This window comes from Streptomyces sp. NRRL F-4489, from assembly GCF_001509485.1.
Taxonomy (GTDB): domain Bacteria; phylum Actinomycetota; class Actinomycetes; order Streptomycetales; family Streptomycetaceae; genus Streptomyces.
Genome location: NZ_LLZI01000221.1, coordinates 124,797 through 146,527, shown reverse-complemented (window position 1 = coordinate 146,527; position 21,731 = coordinate 124,797). Strand labels below are relative to the sequence as shown.

Annotated in this window: 16 protein-coding genes; 11 read left to right on the top strand and 5 right to left on the bottom strand. The window is 73.2% G+C overall.

The window, feature by feature from the left end:
• Positions 1-71 precede the first annotated feature (71 nt).
• The 4 genes from rox (at position 72) to ADL22_RS16780 (ending at position 6,864) form a co-directional block, all read left to right on the top strand.
• Positions 72-1,553 (top strand): rifampin monooxygenase, encoded by a 1,482-nt coding sequence (gene rox / locus ADL22_RS16795; RefSeq protein ID WP_066979482.1) that lies wholly within the window; start codon positions 72-74, stop codon positions 1,551-1,553.
• Between the two features lie 122 nt (positions 1,554-1,675).
• The gene (locus ADL22_RS16790) at positions 1,676-2,548 is read left to right on the top strand and encodes a serine/threonine protein kinase (protein WP_066979479.1); all 873 of its coding nucleotides are present in this window, start codon (positions 1,676-1,678) and stop codon (positions 2,546-2,548) included.
• A gap of 5 nt (positions 2,549-2,553) precedes the next feature.
• The gene (locus ADL22_RS16785; RefSeq protein WP_066979477.1) at positions 2,554-4,737 is read left to right on the top strand and encodes a protein kinase domain-containing protein; all 2,184 of its coding nucleotides are present in this window, start codon (positions 2,554-2,556) and stop codon (positions 4,735-4,737) included.
• A gap of 51 nt (positions 4,738-4,788) precedes the next feature.
• On the top strand, positions 4,789-6,864 hold the full coding sequence (locus tag ADL22_RS16780) for a protein kinase domain-containing protein (RefSeq protein ID WP_066979474.1): 2,076 nt from the start codon (positions 4,789-4,791) through the stop codon (positions 6,862-6,864).
• Positions 6,865-6,900: 36 nt separating this feature from the next.
• On the opposite strand, the gene ADL22_RS16775 is transcribed toward ADL22_RS16780, so the two are convergent.
• Complete coding sequence (locus ADL22_RS16775) at positions 6,901-7,872, bottom strand: helix-turn-helix transcriptional regulator (protein ID WP_066979639.1); 972 nt, start codon at positions 7,870-7,872, stop codon at positions 6,901-6,903.
• Positions 7,873-8,006: 134 nt separating this feature from the next.
• On the opposite strand from ADL22_RS16775, the gene ADL22_RS16770 reads away from it, so the two are divergent.
• Genes ADL22_RS16770 through ADL22_RS16760 form a run of 3 tightly spaced genes read left to right on the top strand, consistent with a single transcriptional unit; the run spans position 8,007 to position 10,880 of the window.
• Complete coding sequence (locus tag ADL22_RS16770; RefSeq protein WP_066979472.1) at positions 8,007-8,762, top strand: NADPH-dependent F420 reductase; 756 nt, start codon at positions 8,007-8,009, stop codon at positions 8,760-8,762.
• 50 nt (positions 8,763-8,812) lie between these two features.
• On the top strand, positions 8,813-10,009 hold the full coding sequence (locus tag ADL22_RS16765; RefSeq protein WP_066979469.1) for a winged helix DNA-binding domain-containing protein: 1,197 nt from the start codon (positions 8,813-8,815) through the stop codon (positions 10,007-10,009).
• A gap of 40 nt (positions 10,010-10,049) precedes the next feature.
• Positions 10,050-10,880, top strand: a complete 831-nt coding sequence (locus tag ADL22_RS16760; RefSeq protein ID WP_066979466.1) for a methyltransferase domain-containing protein — start codon at positions 10,050-10,052, stop codon at positions 10,878-10,880.
• Positions 10,881-10,897: 17 nt separating this feature from the next.
• On the opposite strand, the gene ADL22_RS16755 is transcribed toward ADL22_RS16760, so the two are convergent.
• The 4 genes from ADL22_RS16755 to ADL22_RS16740 form a co-directional block, all read right to left on the bottom strand.
• Complete coding sequence (locus ADL22_RS16755) at positions 10,898-12,457, bottom strand: DUF6345 domain-containing protein (RefSeq protein ID WP_066979463.1); 1,560 nt, start codon at positions 12,455-12,457, stop codon at positions 10,898-10,900.
• A gap of 299 nt (positions 12,458-12,756) precedes the next feature.
• A complete protein-coding gene (locus ADL22_RS35400) occupies positions 12,757-13,284 on the bottom strand; it encodes a hypothetical protein (protein WP_066979460.1) in 528 nt (175 codons plus the stop codon).
• A 189-nt stretch (positions 13,285-13,473) separates the two neighbouring features.
• Positions 13,474-14,442 (bottom strand): aldo/keto reductase, encoded by a 969-nt coding sequence (locus tag ADL22_RS16745; RefSeq protein WP_066979458.1) that lies wholly within the window; start codon positions 14,440-14,442, stop codon positions 13,474-13,476.
• 30 nt (positions 14,443-14,472) lie between these two features.
• Positions 14,473-15,072 (bottom strand): NADPH-dependent FMN reductase, encoded by a 600-nt coding sequence (locus tag ADL22_RS16740; protein ID WP_066979455.1) that lies wholly within the window; start codon positions 15,070-15,072, stop codon positions 14,473-14,475.
• Between the two features lie 112 nt (positions 15,073-15,184).
• Here ADL22_RS16740 and ADL22_RS16735 point away from each other — a divergent pair, with 112 nt between their 5' ends.
• The 4 genes from ADL22_RS16735 to ADL22_RS16720 all read left to right on the top strand — a co-directional run bounded on the left by ADL22_RS16735 (position 15,185) and on the right by ADL22_RS16720 (position 21,621).
• Positions 15,185-16,021 (top strand): helix-turn-helix domain-containing protein, encoded by an 837-nt coding sequence (locus tag ADL22_RS16735; RefSeq protein ID WP_066979452.1) that lies wholly within the window; start codon positions 15,185-15,187, stop codon positions 16,019-16,021.
• A 235-nt stretch (positions 16,022-16,256) separates the two neighbouring features.
• Positions 16,257-17,786, top strand: coding sequence for an MFS transporter (locus ADL22_RS16730; protein WP_066979449.1), 1,530 nt, complete (start codon positions 16,257-16,259; stop codon positions 17,784-17,786).
• A 68-nt stretch (positions 17,787-17,854) separates the two neighbouring features.
• A complete protein-coding gene (locus ADL22_RS16725) occupies positions 17,855-18,952 on the top strand; it encodes a polyprenyl synthetase family protein (RefSeq protein ID WP_066979448.1) in 1,098 nt (365 codons plus the stop codon).
• Positions 18,953-19,293: 341 nt separating this feature from the next.
• Positions 19,294-21,621, top strand: a complete 2,328-nt coding sequence (locus ADL22_RS16720) for an ATP-binding cassette domain-containing protein (protein ID WP_066979446.1) — start codon at positions 19,294-19,296, stop codon at positions 21,619-21,621.
• Positions 21,622-21,731: the final 110 nt, after the last annotated feature.

Below are 21,731 nucleotides of genomic sequence, written 5' to 3'. Positions count from 1 at the left end.
CAACGCCCCTCTCTCCAACTCCCTCTCCTCGAACGGACCTTGTGATGAGCAACGTGAGTGACACAAGCACCATGAGCAGTGACGTGAACGACGTGAGCAACGTAAGCGAAGTAAGTGACGTGATCGTCGTCGGCGGCGGCCCCACCGGCCTGATGCTCGCCTGCGAACTGCGGCTGCACGGCGTGCGGGTGGTCGTACTGGAGAAGCTGGCCGAGCCGACCGAGCAGTCGCGCGGGCAGGGCCTGCACGTGCGCAGTGTCGAGCTGATGGACCAGCGCGGGCTGCTCGACCGGTTCCTCGCGGTCAGTGAGACGTTCCGGGCCGGTGGTCTCTTCGGCGGCGTCATGAAGCCGTGGCCGGACGGGCTGGACACCGCGCACCCGTACGGCGTCGCCATCCCGCAGCCGGACACCGAGCGGCTGCTCAACGAGCGCGCGGTGGAGCTGGGCGCCGAGATCCGGCGCGGCCGCGAGGTGGTGGGGCTGAGCCAGGACGCGGACGGGGTGGCCGTCGAGCTGGCGGACGGCACGCGGCTGCGGACGCGCTACCTCGTCGGCTGCGACGGCGGCCGCAGCACGGTGCGCAAACTGCTCGGGGTCGGTTTCCCCGGCGAACCCGCCCGGGTCGAGACGCTGCTGGGCGATATGGCGGCGACCGAGGATCCGGCGGTGATCGAGGCCGTGGTCGCGGAGGTCCGCGCCACGCACCTGCGGTTCGGCCTCATGCCGCTCGGCGAGGGGCGGTACCGCGTCATCGTGCCCGCCGACGGCGTGGCCGAGGACCGGGCGGCCGCGCCGACCCTGGAGGAGTTCCGGCAGCGGCTGCGGACGGTGGCGGGCACCGACTTCGGGGTGCACTCACCGCGCTGGCTGTCGCGGTTCGGCGACGCCACCCGGCAGGCCGAGCGGTATCGGGTCGGCCGGGTGCTGCTGGCCGGCGACGCGGCGCACATCCATCCGCCGACCGGCGGGCAGGGCCTCAACCTCGGTGTCCAGGACGCGTTCAACCTCGGCTGGAAGCTGGCCGCCGAGGTGGCCGGCTGGGCGCCGGAGGGCCTGCTGGACAGCTACCACAGCGAACGGCATCCGGTGGGCGCCGCCGTGCTGGAGAACACCCGCGCGCAGATCACGCTGCTGGGCACCGATCCGGGCGCGGCCGCGCTGCGCGGGCTGTTCTCCAGGCTGATGGACTTCGAGGAGGTGAACCGGTACGTGACGGGCATGATCACCGCCGTCGATGTGCGGTACGACGTCGGCGAGGGCCACCCCCTCCTCGGCCGGCGGTTGCGGGACCTGCGGCTGAAGGGCGGCCGCCTCTACGCGCTGATGCACGGCGGCCGCGGTCTGCTGCTCGACCGGACCGGCCGGCTCTGCGTGGACGGGTGGGCGGACCGCGTGGACCACGTCGTTGACGAGATCGAGGACGGTGAGGAGTTGGCCGCGCCGGCGGTGCTGCTGCGTCCGGACGGGCATGTGGTGTGGGCCGGCGCGGACCAGGCGGAGCTGGTCGGGCCGCTGCGGCGGTGGTTCGGCGCGCCCGGCGGCGCCCGGTAGCCGAGCGGGCGGTAGCGGGCGGGCGGCGCCGCGTGGGCAGGAGGAGGCCCCGCCTCCGGGTCACGCGGTGGCCGAATATAGGCTCTCGCCCGTAACGAGCCTGACGGGGGAGAGAGCACCGAGTGGAGAGGCTGCGGCAGGACGATCCTGCGCGGATCGGGGACTTCGTGACGCTGGCGCGGCTGGACGCCGACGGCAGCCGGGGCGTTCCGGAACGCCGCTATCTGGCCCGCAGTGCGGACGGCGGGCACACCGTACTGGCCTGCCTGCCGCCGCCCGGCGGTGACCCGGCGCGGTGGGCGGCCGAGGCGCAGCAGGCGGCGCGGCTGGCCCAGCCCGGCTTCTGGCCGGTCGGCGGGCTCGGCGGGACGCCGGCGTTCCCGTGGTGGGCGTCCCCGTACCGGCCCGTTCTGCCGCTGCCGGCGGTGCTGGCCGCGCACGGCGGGCCGTTGCCGGAGCCGGTGGTCCGGACGCTCGGCGGCACCCTGGCCGAAGCGCTGGCCTCGGCGCATGTGCTGGGCGTCGTGCACGGCGGGGTGTGCCCGGCGGGTGTGCTGCTGACCGTCTGCGGGCCGCTGCTGAGCTGCTTCGGCGCGACCCGCGCGAACCCGGTGGCCGGGGACGTCCCCATGGGGCGGAGCGTGTTGGAGACCGGGTGCCTGGCTCCCGAACTGGCGGCCGGCGGGCCGGTGGACCGGGCCGCGGACGTCTACGCGCTGGGCGCGGTGCTGGCGTACGCGGCGACCGGGCACACCGTGCCCGAGCGGGAGGAGATCCCGGCCGGTCTGCGCGATATCGTCACCGCGTGCCGCTCGCGTGATCCGCAGGGGCGGCCCGAACCGGCAAGGGTGCTGGCCGAGTTGGTGCCGGGCGCGGCGTACGGCGCGCTGACCGGCGCGACCGAGCCGGTGCCGCTGCCCGGCCGGGTGGTCGAGGCGCTGTCCCGTCAGTCGGCGGAGGTCCTCGCCGCCGCACTCCCCACGCAAGGGAGCTGAAGGCCATGATCTCTCCCCTTCTGCACGACGATCCGCACACCGTCGGGCCGTTCCGGATCCTCGCGCGCCTCGGCGGCGGCGGGATGGGCACCGTGTACCTGGGCCGTTCGGCGGCCGGGGGGACCGTCGCGGTCAAGACGCTGCACACCCGGCTCGCCGGGGACACCACGCTGCGGACCCGTTTCCGGCTGGAGGCGGACGCGGCGCGGGTGATCGGCGCCGTCCACGGGGCGGCCGTTGTCGATGCCGATCCGCAGGCGCCGACGCCGTGGCTGGCGACGGAGTACGTCCTCGGGCCGCCGCTGGACACCGCCGTCGAGGCGGGCGGGCCGCTGCCGGAGCCGGCCGTGCGGGCGCTGGGCGCGGCGCTCGCCGCGGGGCTGGAGCAGCTGCACCGCTCGGAGGTGGTGCACCGCGATCTGAAGCCGTCCAACATCCTGGTGACCGCGCAGGGCCCGCGGATCATCGACTTCGGGATCGCCCGGGCGTTCGGCGACGAGCATCTGACGAACGTCGGGAGCGCGGTGGGCACACCGGCGTTCATGTCGCCGGAGCAGGCGGCGGGTCTGGAACACGCGGCGGCGGGCGATGTGTTCGCGCTGGCCGGGGTGCTGGTCTTCGCCGCCACCGGCACCGGCCCGTTCGGCGGCGGGGCGCCCACCGATCTGCTGTACCGCGTCCGGTTCGGCGAGCCGGAACTGGGCGGCGTCCCCGAGGCGCTGCGTCCGCTGCTGGCCCGCTGCCTGGCGAAGGATCCCGCGCACCGCCCGTCCACCGCCGAACTGGGGTCCGCGCTGGGCGGTGCCGCGGGCGTCCCGGGTGACCGCGGCGCGTTCGCGGTCCTGCTGCCCGATGCCGTACTGCGGGAGATCGCCCGGCGCAGCGACGAGGTGTGGCGGGAGCCGCCGCACCGGCTGCCGCCGCCGGTGCCCGCCGAGGCGCCGCGGGCCGGGGCCGCCCCGGCGGCGGGGGTGTCGCGGCGGCGGCTGCTGGCCGTGGCCGGCGGCGCGCTGCTGGGCGGCGGCCTGCTCGGTGGCGCGGGCTGGGCCCTGTTCTCGGGCCCGGACGACAACGGGGGCGGCGGCAAGAAGAAGGACGCCGTCGACCGCCCGAAGCCGCCGGCCGCGCTGTGGAGCGCCGGACTGTGGTGCCCGGACTCCGGCGGCGAGGTGATGCCGGTGGGCCGGAACCTCGCCATGCGCGCGGGGATCGTGCTCTGCGGTATCAACGCCGAGTCGGGCCAGTCCACTTGGCAGGCGAACATCGCCGATGTCTGGCGTTCGGCCACCGACGGCACCCGGATGTACGCGCTGCGCGACTACCGGGACGACGCGGCGGCCCTGGCGGTGTGCGAGGTCGCGCAGACCGACGGCCAGTTGGGGAAGCCGCTGGCGGAGCTGGCCGCGTTCACCGGCAAGGAGCAGTTCAACCAGCTGCTGTGCGTGGCCGGCGGCGTCGCGTACCTGGTGGCGCGGGCCGCGTCGGGGGGCCGCTGGTTCCTGGTCGCGGCCGACCTGGGCACGGGCAAGGAGCGCTGGCGCGGTCCGGTGGACGAGCCGCGGACCAAGGGCTTCCCGCCGGCCCTGTTCGGCGGTGTGGTGGGCTCGCGGGTGGTGGTGTGCGCCGGCCCGTCCGAGGGCTCGAAGTTCATCGGCCTCTCGGCGTACGACAAGACCAACGGCAAGCAGCTGTGGACGATGTCGGAGACGTTCGCGGGCGCCCCGCCGACCCGTCTGGTCGCCGACGACCACAACCTCTACCTGGGCGCGGAGAACCTCACCGCGCGCCGGCTCTCCGACGGCGGGCTGGAGTGGCTCTTCGGCAACGGGCGGGACACGGGCGGCAGCGGCGGTGACGAGCGGCGCTATGGCGCCCCGGCCCTCCAGGACGGGGTCGTCTACTGCGTCGAGGCGGACCGGGGCCTGGTCGCCGTCGATGCCCTCTCCGGCACGCTGAACTGGCAGGAGAAGGGGTTGTCGGGCCGCAGGAACAAGCGGGACGCGGCCCCGGCGATCGGCAAGCGGTACGCCTACTGCGCCGACGACAAGGGCGTGCGGGCCATCGATCTCCAGGCGCACCAGGCCGTCTGGACGTACGACAGCCAGCCGGTCGTGCTGACCGCCGACGCCAAGGGCGGCCGGCTCTACGTCCGCCAGGAGAAGCGCACCCTCGCCCTCCCGCTCGCCTGACGCCCGCCACCACCGACCCCTTTTTTCCTCTGACAGGAGACGAGACCGCCCGTGAAACCCCTCGGCCAGGGAGACCCGCTGCGCCTGGGCCCGTACCGCCTGCACGGCGTCCTCGGTGAGGGCGGGATGGGCAAGGTGTACTTCGGCGCGGACGCCGCCGGTCAGCCCGCGGCGGTGAAGGTGCTGCTGCCGGAACTCGCCCACGACGGGCACCTGGCGGACCGCTTCCTGCGGGAGGCGCGCACCGCGCGGGCGGTGACCAGCGACGGCGTGGCCCGGGTGCTGGCCGCCGAGCTGGAGGGCGGCCGGCCGTGGATCGCCACGGAGTTCCTCGCCGGTCCGACGCTGGACGAGGCGGTGGCGCGCTTCGGGCCGCTCGGGGACGCGGCCGTACGGGAGTTGGCGCGGTCGCTGGCCCGTACGCTCCAGGACGTGCACGCCACCGGCCTGGTCCACCGGGACGTGAAGCCGCCCAACGTGGTCCTCACCTCGCGCGGGCCGCGCCTGATCGACTTCGGTATCGCCCGCCCCGAGCACGGCCTGACGCTGACCCGCACCGGGCAGATCCCGGTCACGCCCGGCTACGGCGCGCCGGAACAGGTCCTGGGGCAGCGCGTGGGCCCGGCCGCCGACGTCTTCTCGCTCGGCGCCGTACTGGCCTTCGCCGCGGCCGGCCGGCCCCCGTACACGGGTGCCGAGATCACCGCCGTCCTGTACGAGGTCGTGCACGGCGAGCCGGATCTGGCGGGCGTGCCCGAGGGCCTGCGGTACCTCGTCACGCCGTGCTTCGCCAAGGACCCGGCGGCCCGCCCGCTGCCCGGTCAGGTCGCCGAGGCCGCGGCGGCGCCCCGGCAGCCGGAGCGGCTGTGGAAGTCCGGTCCGCTGGGGGACGAGATCCGCCAACGGGAGGCAGCGGCACGGCGCCTGACGGACCGTTCGGTCACGGCTTCCCCCGGGGGCGGGCCGGGCGGTGCCACCGGCGTGACCCGGCGGCGGCTGCTGGCGGCGGCCGGCGGCGGGGTGCTGCTGGCCGCGGGCGGCGGCACCGCCTGGTGGCTCACCCGCGGCGACGCCCCGGCCGACCCCTTCGACATCCCGCCGGCGGCCGCGGTGCGGGCCGCGCCGCTCGGCTCCGCCGACGGCTCCCCGACGCCGCTGTGGGGCCCGCTCCAGGACGTGGCCGACACCGGGTCGCCGGCGCCGCTGCCGGTCCGCGATGTGGTGGTCTTCGCGGCGGCCGGCGGCGGTATCGCGGCCCGCGAGGTCACGGACGGCCGGGAACGGTGGCGGGTCAGCGGCGCCAAGGCGTCCGCCGGCTACCTCTCGATCGGCGGCCGGCTGGTGGCCACCGCCGACGCCCGCGGCACGCTGCGTACGTGGGTGGCCGCCACCGGCTCCCCCCGCTGGACCGTGGACGCGCAGGCGGCCGCCCTGCTGGCCGCCGACGCCGGCGCCGTCTACCTGCTGACCTCCAACGGGCAGCTGCGCTGCGTCGGCACGGACGGGAAGGTGCGCTGGACCCGGCAGCCGCCGCTGGCGCTGTCGGGCGGCCGCCCCGCCGCGGCGCTCGGCGGTGGGCACCTGGTGCTGTGCACGGAGAAGGGCGATGTGGCCGCGGTCCGCGCCCAGGACGGTGCCCGTGCCTGGGTCCGCACGGGCCAGGCGGACGGGGCGCTGCGGCCCGCGATCGACCGCGACACCGTCTACCTCGGCGGCCGCACCCTCGCGGCGGTACGGATCGGCGACGGGCACCAGCTCTGGTCCCTCGACCCGACGCGCCCGCCCCGGCGGGGCGCCGATGGCTGGGGCCCGCCCGCGGTGGCCGACGGGGTGGTGTACGCGCTGGACTGCGCGGCCCTGCGGTCGCTGCACGCCGACGGCTCCCAGGCCGCCGACCCGGTGATGATCGCCGGCGTCGTCCCGCCGTGGCAGCCGCCGGCCGTCCAGGGCCACGGTGTCTGGATCGTGGAGAGCGAGGAGACCGGCGTGAGCGGTATGCCCCGCTCCGGCCAGGGCCGGCCGCAGACCTACGCCCTCACCACCGCCGCCTCCCGCACCCTCGCGGCCGACGCCAACCGCCTCTTCGTCCTCAACGGCACGTCGTTGGTGGCGCTGCCGGTGTATTAGGGGCGGAGCCCCTCTGAACGGCCTTCTCCCCGTGAGCTAGCCGGACGCGCTGTCCGTGGCCCGCAGCGCGCGGCGGGCCGTTTCGCGGAGGTGGGTGCGGACGGCGGGGTCGGCGTCGAGGTCGTAGTCGGTGTCGAGGGCGGCCAGGGTCTGGGCGATGCGGGTCAGGGAGTCGTCGGAGGCGTCGAAGCGGCAGGTGGCGGCGTCGATCGGCTGGAGTCGGTTGCCCAGGCGGCGGACTCGCGCGCGTACGTGAGCGGCGGGGGCGTGGACGGTGGCGACGGCCCGGTAGCGGGTGGGGGCGGCGACCAGCCGGCCGGCGACGTACGCGGCGGGGTCGCCGCCGGGCACCTCGCGGGGCGGAACGCGGCGGCCCGTTGGCAGCACGCCGCTGATGCGGTCGAGGCGGAAGAGGCGCCAGTCGTTCCTGCCGGTGTCGTGGGCGAGGAGGTACCACAGGTCACCCGAGGCGACGAGGTGGCACGGCTCGGCCCGGCGCGGCGTGGCGGCGCCGTCCCGGGCGACGTAGTCGAAGGTGAGGATCTCGTGATCGCGGCAGGCGACGGCGAGGGTGGCCAGGAGTCCCGGGTCGGCGCGCGGCCCCTGGGTCTCCCAGGCGATACCGGCCAGTGAGGTCTGGAGGGCGGTGACCTGGCCGCGCAGACGTCGCGGAAGGACGTGTTCCAGCTTGGCCAGGGCCCGCAGGGCGGTCTCCTCGATGCCGGTCAGTCCGCCCGCGGCGGTGCGCAGGGCGACGGCGATGGCCACGGCCTCGTCGTCGTCCAGCAGGAGGGGCGGGAGGTCGGTGCCGGCGGCCAGGCGGTAGCCGCCGGCGTGGCCGCGGGCGCTGTCAACGGGGTAGCCCAGCTCGCGGAGCCGGTCGATGTCACGCCGGACGGTGCGGACGGTCACCGAGAGTCGTTCCGCCAGGTCGGAGCCGGACCACTCGCGCCGGGTCTGCAACAGGGACAGCAGCCGCAGCATGCGGGCGGTCATCTCGCTCGTCATGACACCCACTATGCCCGGCATCAAAGGACAGGAGCTGTCCTGAATGGCTCCTAGTGTGGGGACGGTCCGCCGGAACGAAGCGGAATGAACGCGATCGAAACGGGCTGAAAGCCCACGCCGCCACGGAGGCCCTGATGAACAGTCCTACGCACGCCCCGACGACCGCCCCCGCGAAGATCGCCGTTCTCGGTACGGGCGGGGGCGCCCGCGCGCACGCCGCGAAGCTCCTCGAACTCGGCCATGAGGTCCACGTCGGCACCCGCGATCCGCAGACCACCCTGGCCCGCACCGAACCCGACATGATGGGCAACCCGCCCTGCGCCCAGTGGCTCGCCGACCATCCAGGCATCACCCTGAGCACCTTCGGCGAGGCCGCCGACGCGGCGGACGACCTGGTCATCAACGGAATCGACGGCCGCAACGCCGTCTCCGCGCTCACCGCCATCGCCGGCCCGCTCACCGGCAAAACCCTCGCCGACTACGCCGTCCCCTTCCGCTACGACCCGCAGATCGAGCACCCCTGGCCGACCCCGTGGGGCGTCATGCCGACGCTCGATCCGTGCGACAGCGACAGTCTCGGGGAACAGATCCAGCGGGCGCTGCCCGACGTGAAGGTCGTCAAGTCCTTCGTCACCCAGGAACAGGCGACCGTCGTCAACCCCGGCGCCATCGGCGGCGGCGACCACACCATGTTCGTCGCCGGCGACCACGCCGACGCCAAGCAGCAGGTCACCGACCTGCTGGCGTCCTACGGCTGGACCGACATCCTCGACCTCGGCCCCCTGGTATGCGCCCGCGGTATGGAGATGTACGCGCACCTGCACTCCGCCATCGGCTTCGGCCTCGGCCAGCGGTCCGGCGGCCACTTCGGCATCAAGGTCGTGCGCTAGCTTCGCCGTTCCGAACGTCAGCCACGAACACACAAGGACCGCACCACAGGATGACTGCCCCCCTCCCCCGCATCACCGCCGCCCAGCGCCGCGCCCGTCTCGTGCGCAACCACCTGCTCGCGCCCTCCCTGCGCAAGGCCGGAGCCGAGGAGGTGGCGCACGCCCTCGTCGGCCTGCACGCCACCGATCCGGCCACCGTCTTCCTCGCCGCGGCCGCCCGTATGCGGGCACCGACCCCGGCCGCCATCGACCGCTCCCTCTACGACACCGCCGACGGCACCCCGGGACTGGAGCGCATCCGCTGTATGCGCCGCACCATGTTCGTCGTCCCCCGCCAACTGGCCCCGGCCGTCCACGCCGCGACCGTACGGGACCTGCCCCGCCACCGCGCCGACGCCGTGGCCCGACTGCGCCAGAGCCTGGACTGGGACGAACGGCGCTACGCGGCCGCCGAACAAGCCGTCCTGACGACCCTGACCGCACGGGGCGAGGCCACCGCATCCCAACTCGCCGCCGACATAGCCGACTTGCGCCAGCAGATCGTCATGTCTCCCGGCAAGCCGTACGAGGCCCGTCAGCGCGTCAGCGCGACCGTCCTGGGCGTGCTCGCCGCCGAAGGCCGCATCCGGCGCTCCCGGCCCACGGGTTCCTGGACCTCCGCGCAGTTCCGCTGGGCCCCGGCCCGGCCCCTGCCCCGTATCCCCGCCGCCGAGGCGAAATCCGCGCTGGCCCGCCACTACCTCGCCGCGTTCGGCCCCGCCACCCTCGACGATCTCAAGTGGTGGACCGGCTGGAACCTCACCGACACCCGCAAGGCCGTCGCCGCCACCGGCGCCCACGCGGTCGAACTCGACGAAGGCACCGGCTACCTCCTGCCCGACGACCTCGACGCCCTCGGCAACGACGCACCGCCGGCCCCGCCCGAGCCCGCGGCGGCCCTGCTGCCCGGCCTGGACCCGACCCCCATGGGCTGGCGCCACCGCGACTGGTACCTCGACCCCGAGCACACCAAGTCCCTCTTCGACCGCAACGGCAACATCGGCCCCACGGTCTGGTGGAACGGCCGCATCATCGGTGCCTGGGCGCACCACCGTGACGGCCGCATCAACCACCACCTGCTCACCGACCCCGGCCAGGAGGCCCGCACCGCCATCGCCGAAGAGATCACCCGCCTGTCCGCGTTCCTGGGCGGCACCCGAGTCACCCCCTGCTACCGCACCCCACTCGAACGCCACCTCGCGGCGTGACCCGACACCCCACCGGGCCCGCCCGGGTTATGTTCGGGCGGTGACGGACGAGGCGGCTGCCGAAGAGGGCGGCAAGGGATATCTGCTCGACAATCGGCAGGCCGAGGCCGGGGAGCGGTTCGCGGCGTTGGCGGAGTTGTTCGACCCGGTGACGTTCCGGCGCCTGCGGGCGCTGGGGGTCGCGGACGGCTGGCACTGCTGGGAGGTGGGGGCCGGCGGCCCGAGCGTGCCCGGATGGCTGGCCGCGCGGGCCGGCGCGCGGGGCCGGGTGCTGGCCACCGATCTCGATACGTCGTGGATGCCGAAGTCCGGCGCTCCGTACGAGGTGCTGCGGCACGATGTGGGCGCCGAGGAACCCCCGGAGGGGCCGTTCGACCTGGTGCACGCGCGGCTCGTCCTGGTGCATGTGGCGCGGCGCGAGGCCGCGTTGCGGGCGATGGTGCGGGCGTTGCGGCCCGGCGGGTGGCTGCTGGTGGAGGATGCCGATCCGGCGCTCCAGCCGCTGGCCTGCCCGGACGAGTACGGCCCCGAGCAGCGACTCGCCAACCGCGTCCGGCGCGGCTTCCGCGCACTGCTCGCGGAACGGGGCGCGCGGCTCGACTTCGGGCGGACGCTGCCCCGGCTGCTGCGCACGGCGGGACTGGCGGAGGTCGAGGCCGATGCGTACTTCCCCATCACCTCTCCGGCGGGGAGCGCGCTGGAGGCCGCGACCGTACGGCAGATCCGCGACCGGCTGATCGAGGCCGGACTGGCGACGGCCGAGGAGATCCAGGAGCATCTGGCGAACCTCGCGACCGGTCAACTCGACACTACCACCGCACCGTTGATCTCCGCTTGGGGGCGCAAGCCTTCCAGTCACGACGGCCTCTGAAGTTCCAGGGCCACGGCCTACCCGTAGAGGACCGCCTTGAGGAGGTGCCGCTTCGTCACGCCGTTGCTGCTGGTGAGTTCCACGCGGCGTTGGGCGACCAGGACGGCGTGGTTGCCCTGGATGTCGTAGCCGATCTCGGAGGTGCCGGGGACCACGGTGACCGCGCCGAGCCGGTCGGCGTCGAAGTCCAGGCGCTCCAGCAGCAGTTGGAGCTCTCGTTGGAGGGCTTCCTCCGGGTCGGGCAGCCCGATGGGCGGTGGTCCGCTGACGGGCTGGTCGGACATTCCCATCACCCTGCGGAAGGAGGAGACGATGGAGGTCACGGTGCCATCGGCGGCGACGATGACCTGGAACGTGCCGGCGTCGGGCGTGACCACCGGCAGGTGCTCGATGAGTTGGCGGAACTCCACGAGCGTCGCCCGGTGCGCGGGCCGGTAAGGGGGCGGGATGCTCACGCGCGAGGTGTCTTCGTACAGGTGGGCGATCCGTTCCGCACGGTAGAGGGAGAGCGGCAGGTCGAATTCGCGCAGGGCTTGTTCGGCGAGGGCCAGGGCCTGCTCGTCGGGGAGCTGCGGTCCGCCGTACTCGATGTGGTCGGCCAGTTCGGCCAGATGCACGCACCAGCGGCCGCTCTGCTCCATGGTCAGGCGGCGCCCGCCATCGGCCGCGACCAGGCGCGAGTCCTCCAGGTGCAGCGTTTCGGGATCGATGGCGAACCGCCGGGCCAGGGCCGCGGGCGGGAAGGCGAACCCGGGATCGAGCACCGCGATCTGGAGGGTGGGCGGGTAGACCAGGTTGGGTTCGTGAAGCCTGGCCACCTCTTCCAGGGACACCCATTCCCATACCTCCGGATCCACCGCCTCGGCGGAGAAGACCTTCTCCCGCCACAGGCGTTCGTGGGTCTCCGGCGGCTCAGCACCGCAGGCCGTGGCCACGGGGATCTGGCCGGGGTCGGCGTCCCAGGCGGCCAGCAGGAAGGCCACGCTGAAGCAGAACCCCCAGCGCGCGTTGCGGACGAAGGCGGCCCCGTAGCCCGGATCGTCGCTGCAACTGGTCTCGTACCCGAAGATCATCCGGAAGCCGTGGTTGGCGGGCCGCCAGGTGCGCCACGGGGTGTACGGGCCTTTGATGAGCGTGGAGTTGCAGGTGGACCAGAAGACGTAGCGGCAGCGCCGGGCACCGATCGCCATCAGGTCCGAGTAGGCGCCGCAGTCACCTTGGTGGTAGAGGATCGCGGCGTAGACGCCTTCGTCGTCGGTGCCGCCGTGGCCGGCGTGGTACGATACCACGTTGGTATCGATCCCGTTCGGCCGGCCGGGGTCGTGGTACAGGACGCCGTACACCTCGGCGTCCTTGAACGAGAACGTCAGCGGGACGCGGAGACTGGCCGCCAGGGCATCGACCTCCGGGCCGGGGTACTCCAGATCGTCGTCCGGCGCGCAGAGGCTCCGGGTCACGCTGAACGCCCCCACATAGCCGCCGGTGATCCCCGGCTCGAACAACGGGTCCGTCGCCACCGGCACCGACGGCCAGAACCGCGGACGCGGAATCAGGTGCTGCTGCTCCTCTGCGGACATATTCCCTCCCCGGGTCTCCAGCCCCCACACCCCACCACTGCAATAGAAAACGGGGGCTAAATGTCCGATACCCCCGACAAAGATCTATACGCGGATAATTTCTGCGATAGAGGTGATTCGGGGTGATATCGGGGGCATGGGGAATATCTGGTATCCGGCTCATCCAGGAGGCCCCAGGACGCCCCAGGGCGCTGCCGTGTTGGAAGCGACGCAGGAGGCGGGGAAATCAGGAGGTGGGGCAAGCAGGAGGTGGGGCAAGCAGGAGGTGGGGCAAGCAGGAGGTGGGGCAATAACGTCGCCTACGCAATCAGGGCGGCGATCAGGGCGGCGATTCCGCCGGTGAGCAAGCCCACGGCGAGAATAAGGGGGCTGCCTTTGAGGGCCGCGGTCAGATGGAATCGCAGGTCGCGGTATTCGGCCATACCTTCGGTGCCGGGCAGGACCAGCAGGCGGGGGCGCAGCCCGGCGAGGATGAGCCAGTCAAGGACGATGAGGTCCCAGACGGTCAGGGTGGCGAAGACGAGGGCCGCGCAGACCGCCGCGGGCAGGAATGACAGGCCGTCGGGCAGGGCACCGTGCAGGCCGGCCATGGCCGCGACCATCAGCGGAAGGCCGCAGACACCCCAGACGAAGACACCGAAGAGGGTGGCGACCCGGCGGCCGCGGGCGCTTTTGGGCTTGCCGTACCGGTGTTGGATCGCGGGCGGATAGTCGTCGAGCAGGAAGTCCCGGCTGGCGGCCGCCCCGGCGAACACCCCCGCCGTGAACAGGAGGCTGAGGGCCAGTCCGTAACCCACGCCATAGCCGACGACCACCGACCACTGCACGCCAGCCTCCCCAAGACAACCCGGCGTTCGGCTTCCCAGTCACCGGCTGCCGGTCTCCGCACCTTCGGTAAGGTTTACCTAACCTCCAATCGTTCGGGAAGTCAACGAGCAGGCGATGGGCCCACTGCGAACGTCGTGCCAGGCCCGCCCCGCCCCGTCCCATCCCGCCCGACGGCCCGTCAGAACCCGTCAGAACCCCGTCGGCTCCCGAGGCGTGTACGGGCCTTCCAAGGCTTCGAGTTCGGCGGTGTCGAGGTGCACGTCGAGGGCGGCTGCCGCGTCGTCCAGGTGGGTCGGGCGGGTGGCGCCGACGATGGGGGCCGCGACGACGGGATTGTTCAGGACCCAGGCAAGGGCTGTCCGGGCCATCGGGATCCCACGGGCCGCCGCGATGCGTTCGACGGCTTCGACGATCGGTCGGTCGACGTCGCCGAAGAACCGCTGCCCCATCGGATCGCCCGCCGAGCGGGTGGTCACCTGGCCGCGCGGACGGGCCAGCCGCCCCTTGGCCAGGGGGCACCACGGCAGGCTGGCCACGCCCTGGTCCGCGAGCAGCGGGAACATCTCCCGCTCGTCCTCGCGCTGGACCAGGCTGTACTGGTTCTGCATCGACACGAACGGCGTGTGGCCGTTCCGGGCCGCGGTGTGCTGCATCTTGGCGAACTGCCAGGCCCACATCGACGAGGCGCCGAGGTGGCGGACCTTGCCTGCCGCGACCACCTCGTGGAGCGCCGCCATCGTTTCCTCGACCGGCGTCGCCGGGTCGAACCGGTGGATCTGGTAGAGGTCGATGTAGTCCGTGCCGAGGCGGGTGAGCGAGGCGTCGACCTGCGTGAGGATCGCCCGGCGCGACAGGCCCGCGCCTCCGGGCCCGCTGTGCATGGGGAGTCCGACCTTGGTGGCGAGGACGACGTCCTCCCGCCGGGTGTACGTCTTGAGGGCGCGGCCGACGATCTCCTCGGAGGTGCCGCCGCCGTAGACGTTCGCGGTGTCCCACAGGGTGATGCCCAGTTCGACGGCCCGCCGGAACATCGGCGCGGCGGCCTCTTCGTCCAGCGCCCAGGGGTTCACCCCCTGCGCCGGGTCCGCGAATCCCATGCAGCCGAGGGCGATCCGGCTGACCTTCAGATCGGTGGTGCCGAGCGTGGTGTACTGCATCGTCGTCTCTCTCCTTCGTGCTGGACTTGCTCACGCCGGGTACGGAGCGGCGGCGCGCGCCGACCGGAGGGCGCCCGCCCACCAGGCAAGCTGCTCCAGCAGCGTCTTGGCGTATCCGGGCGCCTCGGGGTCGAGCGGCCGGCCGTCCTCCCAGGCGGTGAAGTAGTTGGGGAAGGCGAGGCCGTCGCGGATGGTCACCGCGTGCAGTTCGGTCAGGACGTTCTCCAGGTGGAGGACCGCGTGCCGGCCGCCCGCCGCGCCGCCGTAGCTGACGAACGCGACCGGCTTGGCCGTCCACTGGGTGAAGTGCCAGTCGATGGCGGCCTTCAGCGAGGCCGGGTAACTGTGGTTGTACTCCGGCGTGACCACGATGAACGCGTCCGCGCTCTCCAGTGCCGAGGTCAGCGCCGCCATCCCGGCGGGCCGGGGATATGCGTCGCCGGCGAACTTCGGCGGTGCCGCGGGCAGGGCCAGCGGGATGTCGATATCGGCCAGGTCGATGGTCTCGACGTCGAAAGCGCCGTGCGCGGCGGCCTGTTCGGCGACCCATGAGCCCACGACCGGGCCGAACCGGCCCTCCCGGACGCTGCCGACGATGACCACGAGCTTGTGCTTGGTGTTGGTGTCCATGCCCACAACCATCGGGCCGCGCGGTGATCCGAACCAGGCCGTGCTCAGGCTGGCCCCCGCAGGGCCACCCTGAGCACTGCGCGGGCGGGGCACGGCGTCGTATTCTCACGGCATGGGTACGCCACTGGGGGATTTCATCCGTGCCAAGCGCGACAGCATCCAGCCGGAGACGCTGGGCCTGCCGGACCACGGCCGCCGCCGGGCGCCGGGCCTGCGCCGTTCGGATCTGGCGACGCGGGCCGGCATCAGCGTCGAATACCTGACCCGCATCGAGCAGGGCCGGGACCGCAACCCCTCGACGGCGGTGGTGAACGCGCTCGCCGACGCGCTGAGCCTGGACCCGGCCGAACGCAACCACCTGCGCTACCTCGCCAAGATCGCCGGCGGTGCCTGCTCCGCGCACGCCCGTCCCACGCCCCCGCCCCGCCAGGTGCGCCCCGCCGTCCTCCAGACCCTCCGCCTCCTCGAACCAGGCATCGCCCTGGTGACCAACCGGCTCGGCGACGTCCTCGCCTACACCGGTGCGTACGAGGCGGTGACGAGCGGGACCGGCCTGCTCGACGCGGAGACCCCGAATCTGACCCGCTACGTCTTCACCGACCCGCGCGCCCGCACGTTCTTCGCGGACTGGGACGAGGTCGCCGACGAGCAGGCGTTCGACCTGTGGCTCGGGCCGGCCGTCGAGAACTCCGAATGGCTCAGCGCGGAACTGGCGCCGGTCGCCGGACCCGACTTCACCCGGCGCATGAACCGCCATGTGGTACCGCCGCGCGGCGTCCTGCGGCTCAACCATCCATCCGGCACCGAACTCCGGCTGCTGCGCGAGACGTTGGACCTCTCCTCCGACGCCCAGCAGATGGTGGTCTTCCTTCCCGCCGACGAGCACACGGCCCAGGCCGTCGACCGGCTCCGCCACCGCTCCCGCGGCCAGCTGCGGGCGATTTCGTAGCAGGGGTGGCAGGCGGCGGGGGCCGGATGGTGTGCCGCGCACTCCTGTCGCGCGGCTGGGCGTCAACATGGCGCCTATGGACCACCCCCGCCACTCCGCACCTTGACCACCGGCACCATCTCCCGTCCCCCGCCCCTCATTTCGCGTGCGTTTGCCGTGCGGGGACTTCGCCGTCGCGGGGCGCGCGGGCCGCATACGCTTGTTCGGCGGCCCGGGCCCCGTTCAAGATGACCACGTGGCGGAACGACACAGTCACGTACAGCGATACGGGCGCGGGGCGGCCGATCCTGGCGCCGACCGGCGGCGGGCGGCCCTGGCCGTCCTGCTCGCCGGCACCTTCCTCGCCAACCTCGACGTCTTCATCGTCGTCGTGGCGATACCCGCGCTCCAGCGCGGCCTGCACACCACCACGGGTGAGGAGCAGCTCGTCCTCGCCGGATACCAACTGGTGTACGGGCTGGGGCTGATCGCCGGCGGGCGCCTGGGCGACGCGTTCGGCTGCTTCCGCGTCTTCGGCGCCGGAATGGCGCTCTTCACCGCCGCCTCGCTCGCCTGCGGCCTCGCGCCGTCGGCTCCCGTACTCGTCGTGTCCCGCCTGGCTCAGGGCGCCGGCACCGCGCTGCTGGTGCCGCAGGTCTACCTGGCGGCGCAGACCCTCTTCCCCGACGAGGCCGAGCGCCGCACGGCGTTCGCGGCGACCGGTGCGGTGATGGGGATCGGCGCGGTGTCCGGGCAGCTGCTGGGCGGCTGGCTGCTGGCCGCCGATGTCGCCGGGCTCGGGTGGCGCACGGTCTTCCTGGTCAACGTTCCGGTGGGGGGCGCGGCGCTGGCGCTGCTGCCGTGGGCGGCCGGGGGCGCCCCGGTCCGGGTCTACGCGTCGAGGGCTCCGGGCACGGCGGTCCGGGCGGGCCTGGACCCGCTCGGCACCGTGCTCGCCGCCGGTGCGCTCGGCCTGTTCACCGTCCCGCTGGTCATCGGCCAGGCACACGGCTATCCGCTCCGGACCCTGCTCTGCCTGGCCGGCTCGTTCGTCCCGGCGGCCGGCTTCCTCCGGTACGAGCGTGCGCTGCGGGCGCGCGGCGGCGCACCGCTCCTGCCTCCGGAACTGCTCCGGCTGTCCGGCTTCCGCCGCGGACTGGCCCTGGTGGCCCTGCTCAACTGCGGTCTGAACGCGTTCGTCCTGATCCTCGGCCTGCTGCTCCAACAGGGTCTGGGCTGGGGCCCGTTGGCGACCGGCGCCGGCATACTGCCGTCCGCGGGCACCTTCGCGCTCGCCTCGCTCCTCGCCCCGCGGCTGCTCCGCCGCATACCGGACCGGGTGCTGCTCTGCCTGGCGGCCGCCCTGGCGTCCGCGGGGTACGCCGGGTGCGTACTGAGCGCGGCGTACGGTTCGGTGCCGTGGCTGCTGGCGGCGCTGGGTGCGGCCGGTGCCGGACTGGGACTGTTCGTCACGCCGGTGCTCGCGGTGACCCTGCGCACGGTCCCCCAGGCGGATTCCGGCGCGGCGTCGGGCGTGGTCTCCACCGTCCAGCAGCTCGGGGCCGCGCTCGGGGTGTGCGGTTTCGGGGCGGTGTTCTTCGCCCGCGTCCAGGCAGGCGACCCGCCCACCCGGGCGTTCGCCGCCACGACGGCCGTCATCGCCCTCACGGCGGTGGCCAGCGGCGTGCTCGCCCTCTTCGTCGAGCCGACCGCCGAACCGCCCCGCTCCGCACCGGACACCCGTACCCCGGCCACCGTCAAGGCGCCTCCTTCCCACGGCCGTTGACACCACTCCACTCCGCACCCACGCACCTCAACGCCCCTCGTCCGTACCACCACCTCTCGGAGCCCTGCTTGTCCCCCACTTCCCGCGCCGAGGCGCACATCAGCAGCCTCTTCCCCGACGTCCGGCACCACCTCGCCGAACTCGTCGAGCGGCACTACGCGGCCCGCCACCCGGTGCTCCGCACCTCCCTGGCCGGCCTCGTCACGCACGGGCGGCACGACCCCCAGGAGTTCGCCCTCCCCCTCCTCGTCCACGCGGCCATCAGCGGCAGCGCGGCGCCCGCGGTACCGGTCGCCGCGGTCCACGCCCTGTGGTGGCGGTCGGCCAACACCTTCGACGACGTGGCCGACGGCGACGCCGGCACGCTGATGTACGGAATGAACGGCGGTGCGGCCATGACCGCCGCCCTGGAGTGCGGATACGGGCTGCCGCTGCGCGCGCTCGCCGCCCTGCCCGTACCCCAGGCACTGCGCCAGGCCCTGAGCACCGACTATCTGGACGGCTGGGCCGCCGCCAGCGACGGACAGATCCGCGACATCCTCAACCAACCGCATCGGATGGGCACCGAGGACGTGTACGAGGTCTACCGGAAGAAGAGCGGCGCGGTGTACGCGATGGCCTGCGCCATGTCCGCGAGGCTGGCCCACGGCACCGGCACCGGCACCGGCCCGGACAGCGTCGCGGCCTGGCACGAATTCGGCGAAGTGCTGGGGACCCTGGCCCAGATCCGCAACGACCACGACGACGTGTGCGGCGGTCCCGGAACGGATCTGCGCAACGGCACCGCCACGTACCTCCTGGTCCACCTGCTCAACCGGTCCGCTCCGGACACCCGGGCACACGCCCTGCGCCTCCTGGAACAGGCCGCCCGCTCGGACGTCCCGCACCGCGAGCTGACCGACCTGCTGCTCAGCCCGCAGGTGCTCGACCCGTACAACGAGTTCGTGGCCGCGTTGCGCCGTCGCGCGCACACCCTCCTGGACACCCTCGCCCCGGCGTCCCCGTACGCCGAACCGCTCCGCGCCCGCGTGGACCTCAACGCCCGCCCACTCCGGCCCCGCACAGGCACAGACACAAACACGGGCACAGGCACAGGAACGGGAACAGGCAGCCTGGCGGGACAGGGGCAGCGGCAGGCACGCACCCCCTACGAGGCGTTCGTCTGAAACAGCACGGCCTCATCGGCCCGCCCTGGCCCGGGCGCGTATCGGCGGCGACCGCCAACTGGCCGAAGCCGCCTGCCAGATCGTGTCCATCGTGTAGTGATCCGGCGGCGCCCGGCGCCCGCGGTGCCGTCCCGGTCGGACATACTTTCCCGGAGCCGGGCCGACCCGACCCGCCCCGCCCGCCGTGCGGGAAAGCGCCGAGGCGGCCCCGCAGAGGAGAGGGAGACACGAGACACGTGAGCAAGGCCACGAGAACGAGCACGAGCACGAGCGCAGGCACGGGTACGGGTACGAGCACGGCCGCGGCCCCGCCCGGTCCACACGTCGCCGACAGCCACGAGGTGATCCGCGTGCACGGCGCGCGGGAGAACAACCTCAAGGACGTCAGCGTCGAGATCCCCAAGCGGCGGCTGACGGTGTTCACCGGCGTTTCCGGCTCGGGCAAGAGCTCGCTGGTCTTCGACACGATCGCCGCCGAGTCGCAGCGGCTGATCAACGAGACGTACAGCGCGTTCGTCCAGGGTTTCATGCCGACCCTGGCCCGGCCCGAGGTGGACGTGCTCGAGGGGCTGACCACCGCGATCATCGTCGACCAGCAGCGGATGGGCGCCGACCCCCGCTCCACGGTCGGCACCGCCACCGACGCCAACGCGATGCTGCGCATCCTCTTCAGCCGGCTCGGCAGGCCGCACATCGGCTCGCCCAAGGCGTACTCCTTCAACGTCGCCTCGATCAGCGGGGCCGGCGCGGTCACCGTGGAGCGCGGCGGTCAGCAGGTCAAGGAGCGTCGCAGCTTCAGCATCACCGGCGGTATGTGCCCGCGCTGCGAGGGCCGGGGCTCGGTCACCGACCTCGACCTCGCCCAGCTCTTCGACGACTCCCTGTCCCTCAACGAGGGCGCGCTGACCGTCCCCGGCTACAAGACCGGTGGCTGGAACTACCGCCTCTACACCGAGTCCGGCCTGTACGACCCGGACAAGCCGATCCGGAAATTCACCAAGCGGGAGCTGCAGGACTTCCTGTACAAGGAACCGACCCGGATGAAGATCGCGGGCATCAACATGACCTACGAGGGTCTGATCCCGCGGATCCAGAAGTCGATGCTCGCCAAGGACAAGGAGGGCATGCAGCCGCATATCCGGGCGTTCGTGGACCGTGCGGTCACCTTCACCGACTGCCCCGACTGCGACGGCACCCGGCTCACCGCGGCGGCCCGGTCCTCGAAGATCGCGGGCGTCAGCATCGCCGACGCGTGCGCGATGCAGATCAGCGACCTGGCGGAGTGGGTACGGTCGCTGTCCGAGCCGACGGTGGCACCGCTGCTGGCGTCCCTGCGGCACACCCTGGACTCGTTCGTGGAGATCGGCCTCGGCTATCTCTCGCTCGACCGGCCGGCGGGCACGCTGTCGGGCGGCGAGGCCCAGCGCGTGAAGATGATCCGCCACCTCGGCTCGTCGCTCACCGACGTGACGTACGTCTTCGACGAGCCGACCATCGGCCTGCACCCGCACGACATCCAGCGGATGAACGAACTCCTGCTGCGCCTGCGGGACAAGGGCAACACCGTGCTGGTCGTGGAGCACAAGCCGGAGGCGATCGCGATCGCCGACCATGTCGTGGACCTCGGCCCCGGCGCCGGTACGGCGGGCGGCACCGTCTGCTTCGAGGGCACCGTGGACGGGCTGCGGGCCGGCGGCACCCTCACCGGCCGCCATCTGGACGACCGGGCCCGCGTCAAGGACACCGTGCGCAAGCCCTCCGGTTCCCTGGAGATCAGGGGCGCGACGACGCACAACCTGCGGGACGTGGACGTGGACATCCCGCTGGGCGTGCTCTGTGTCGTCACGGGTGTCGCGGGCTCCGGCAAGAGTTCGCTGGTGCACGGCTCGATGCCGGCGGGCGCGGACGTCGTGTCCATCGACCAGACTCCGATCCGCGGCTCGCGGCGCAGCAACCCGGCGACGTACACCGGGCTGCTGGAGCCGATCCGCAAGGCGTTCGCCAAGGCCAACGGGGTGAAGCCGGCGCTGTTCAGCGCGAACTCGGAAGGCGCGTGCCCCACCTGCAACGGCGCCGGTGTCGTCTACACCGACCTGGCGATGATGGCCGGTGTCGCCACGACCTGCGAGGAGTGCGAGGGCAAACGATTCCAGGCATCGGTGCTGGAGTACACCTTCGGCGGGCGGGACATCGCGGAGGTGCTGGCGATGCCGGTGACCGAGGCGGAGGAGTTCTTCGCCTCGGACGAGGCGCGGATTCCGGCGGCCCACAAGATCCTTGCGCGCATGTCCGACGTCGGCCTCGGCTACCTCACCCTGGGCCAGCCGCTCACCACGCTCTCCGGCGGGGAGCGCCAGCGGCTGAAGCTGGCCACGCACATGGCCGGCAAGGGCGGCGTCTACGTCCTGGACGAGCCGACGACCGGCCTCCACCTGGCCGACGTCGAGCAGCTCCTCGGCCTCCTGGACCGCCTGGTCGACTCCGGCAAGTCGGTCATCGTCGTCGAACACCACCAGGCCGTCATGGCGCACGCCGACTGGATCATCGACCTCGGCCCGGGCGCCGGCCACGACGGCGGCCGCGTCGTCTTCGAGGGCACCCCCGCCGACCTCGTCGCCGCCCGCTCAACCCTCACGGGCGAACATCTGGCGGCGTACGTCGGCGGCTGACCGCGCCCGGCCCCGCGGCGCGGCGGGCGTCGCGGGGGCGAGGCCGGGGCGGGCCCAGGCACGCCGGGGCCGGGGCGGGGCGGCCCCGGCATCGCGGGCCGGGACCGTCC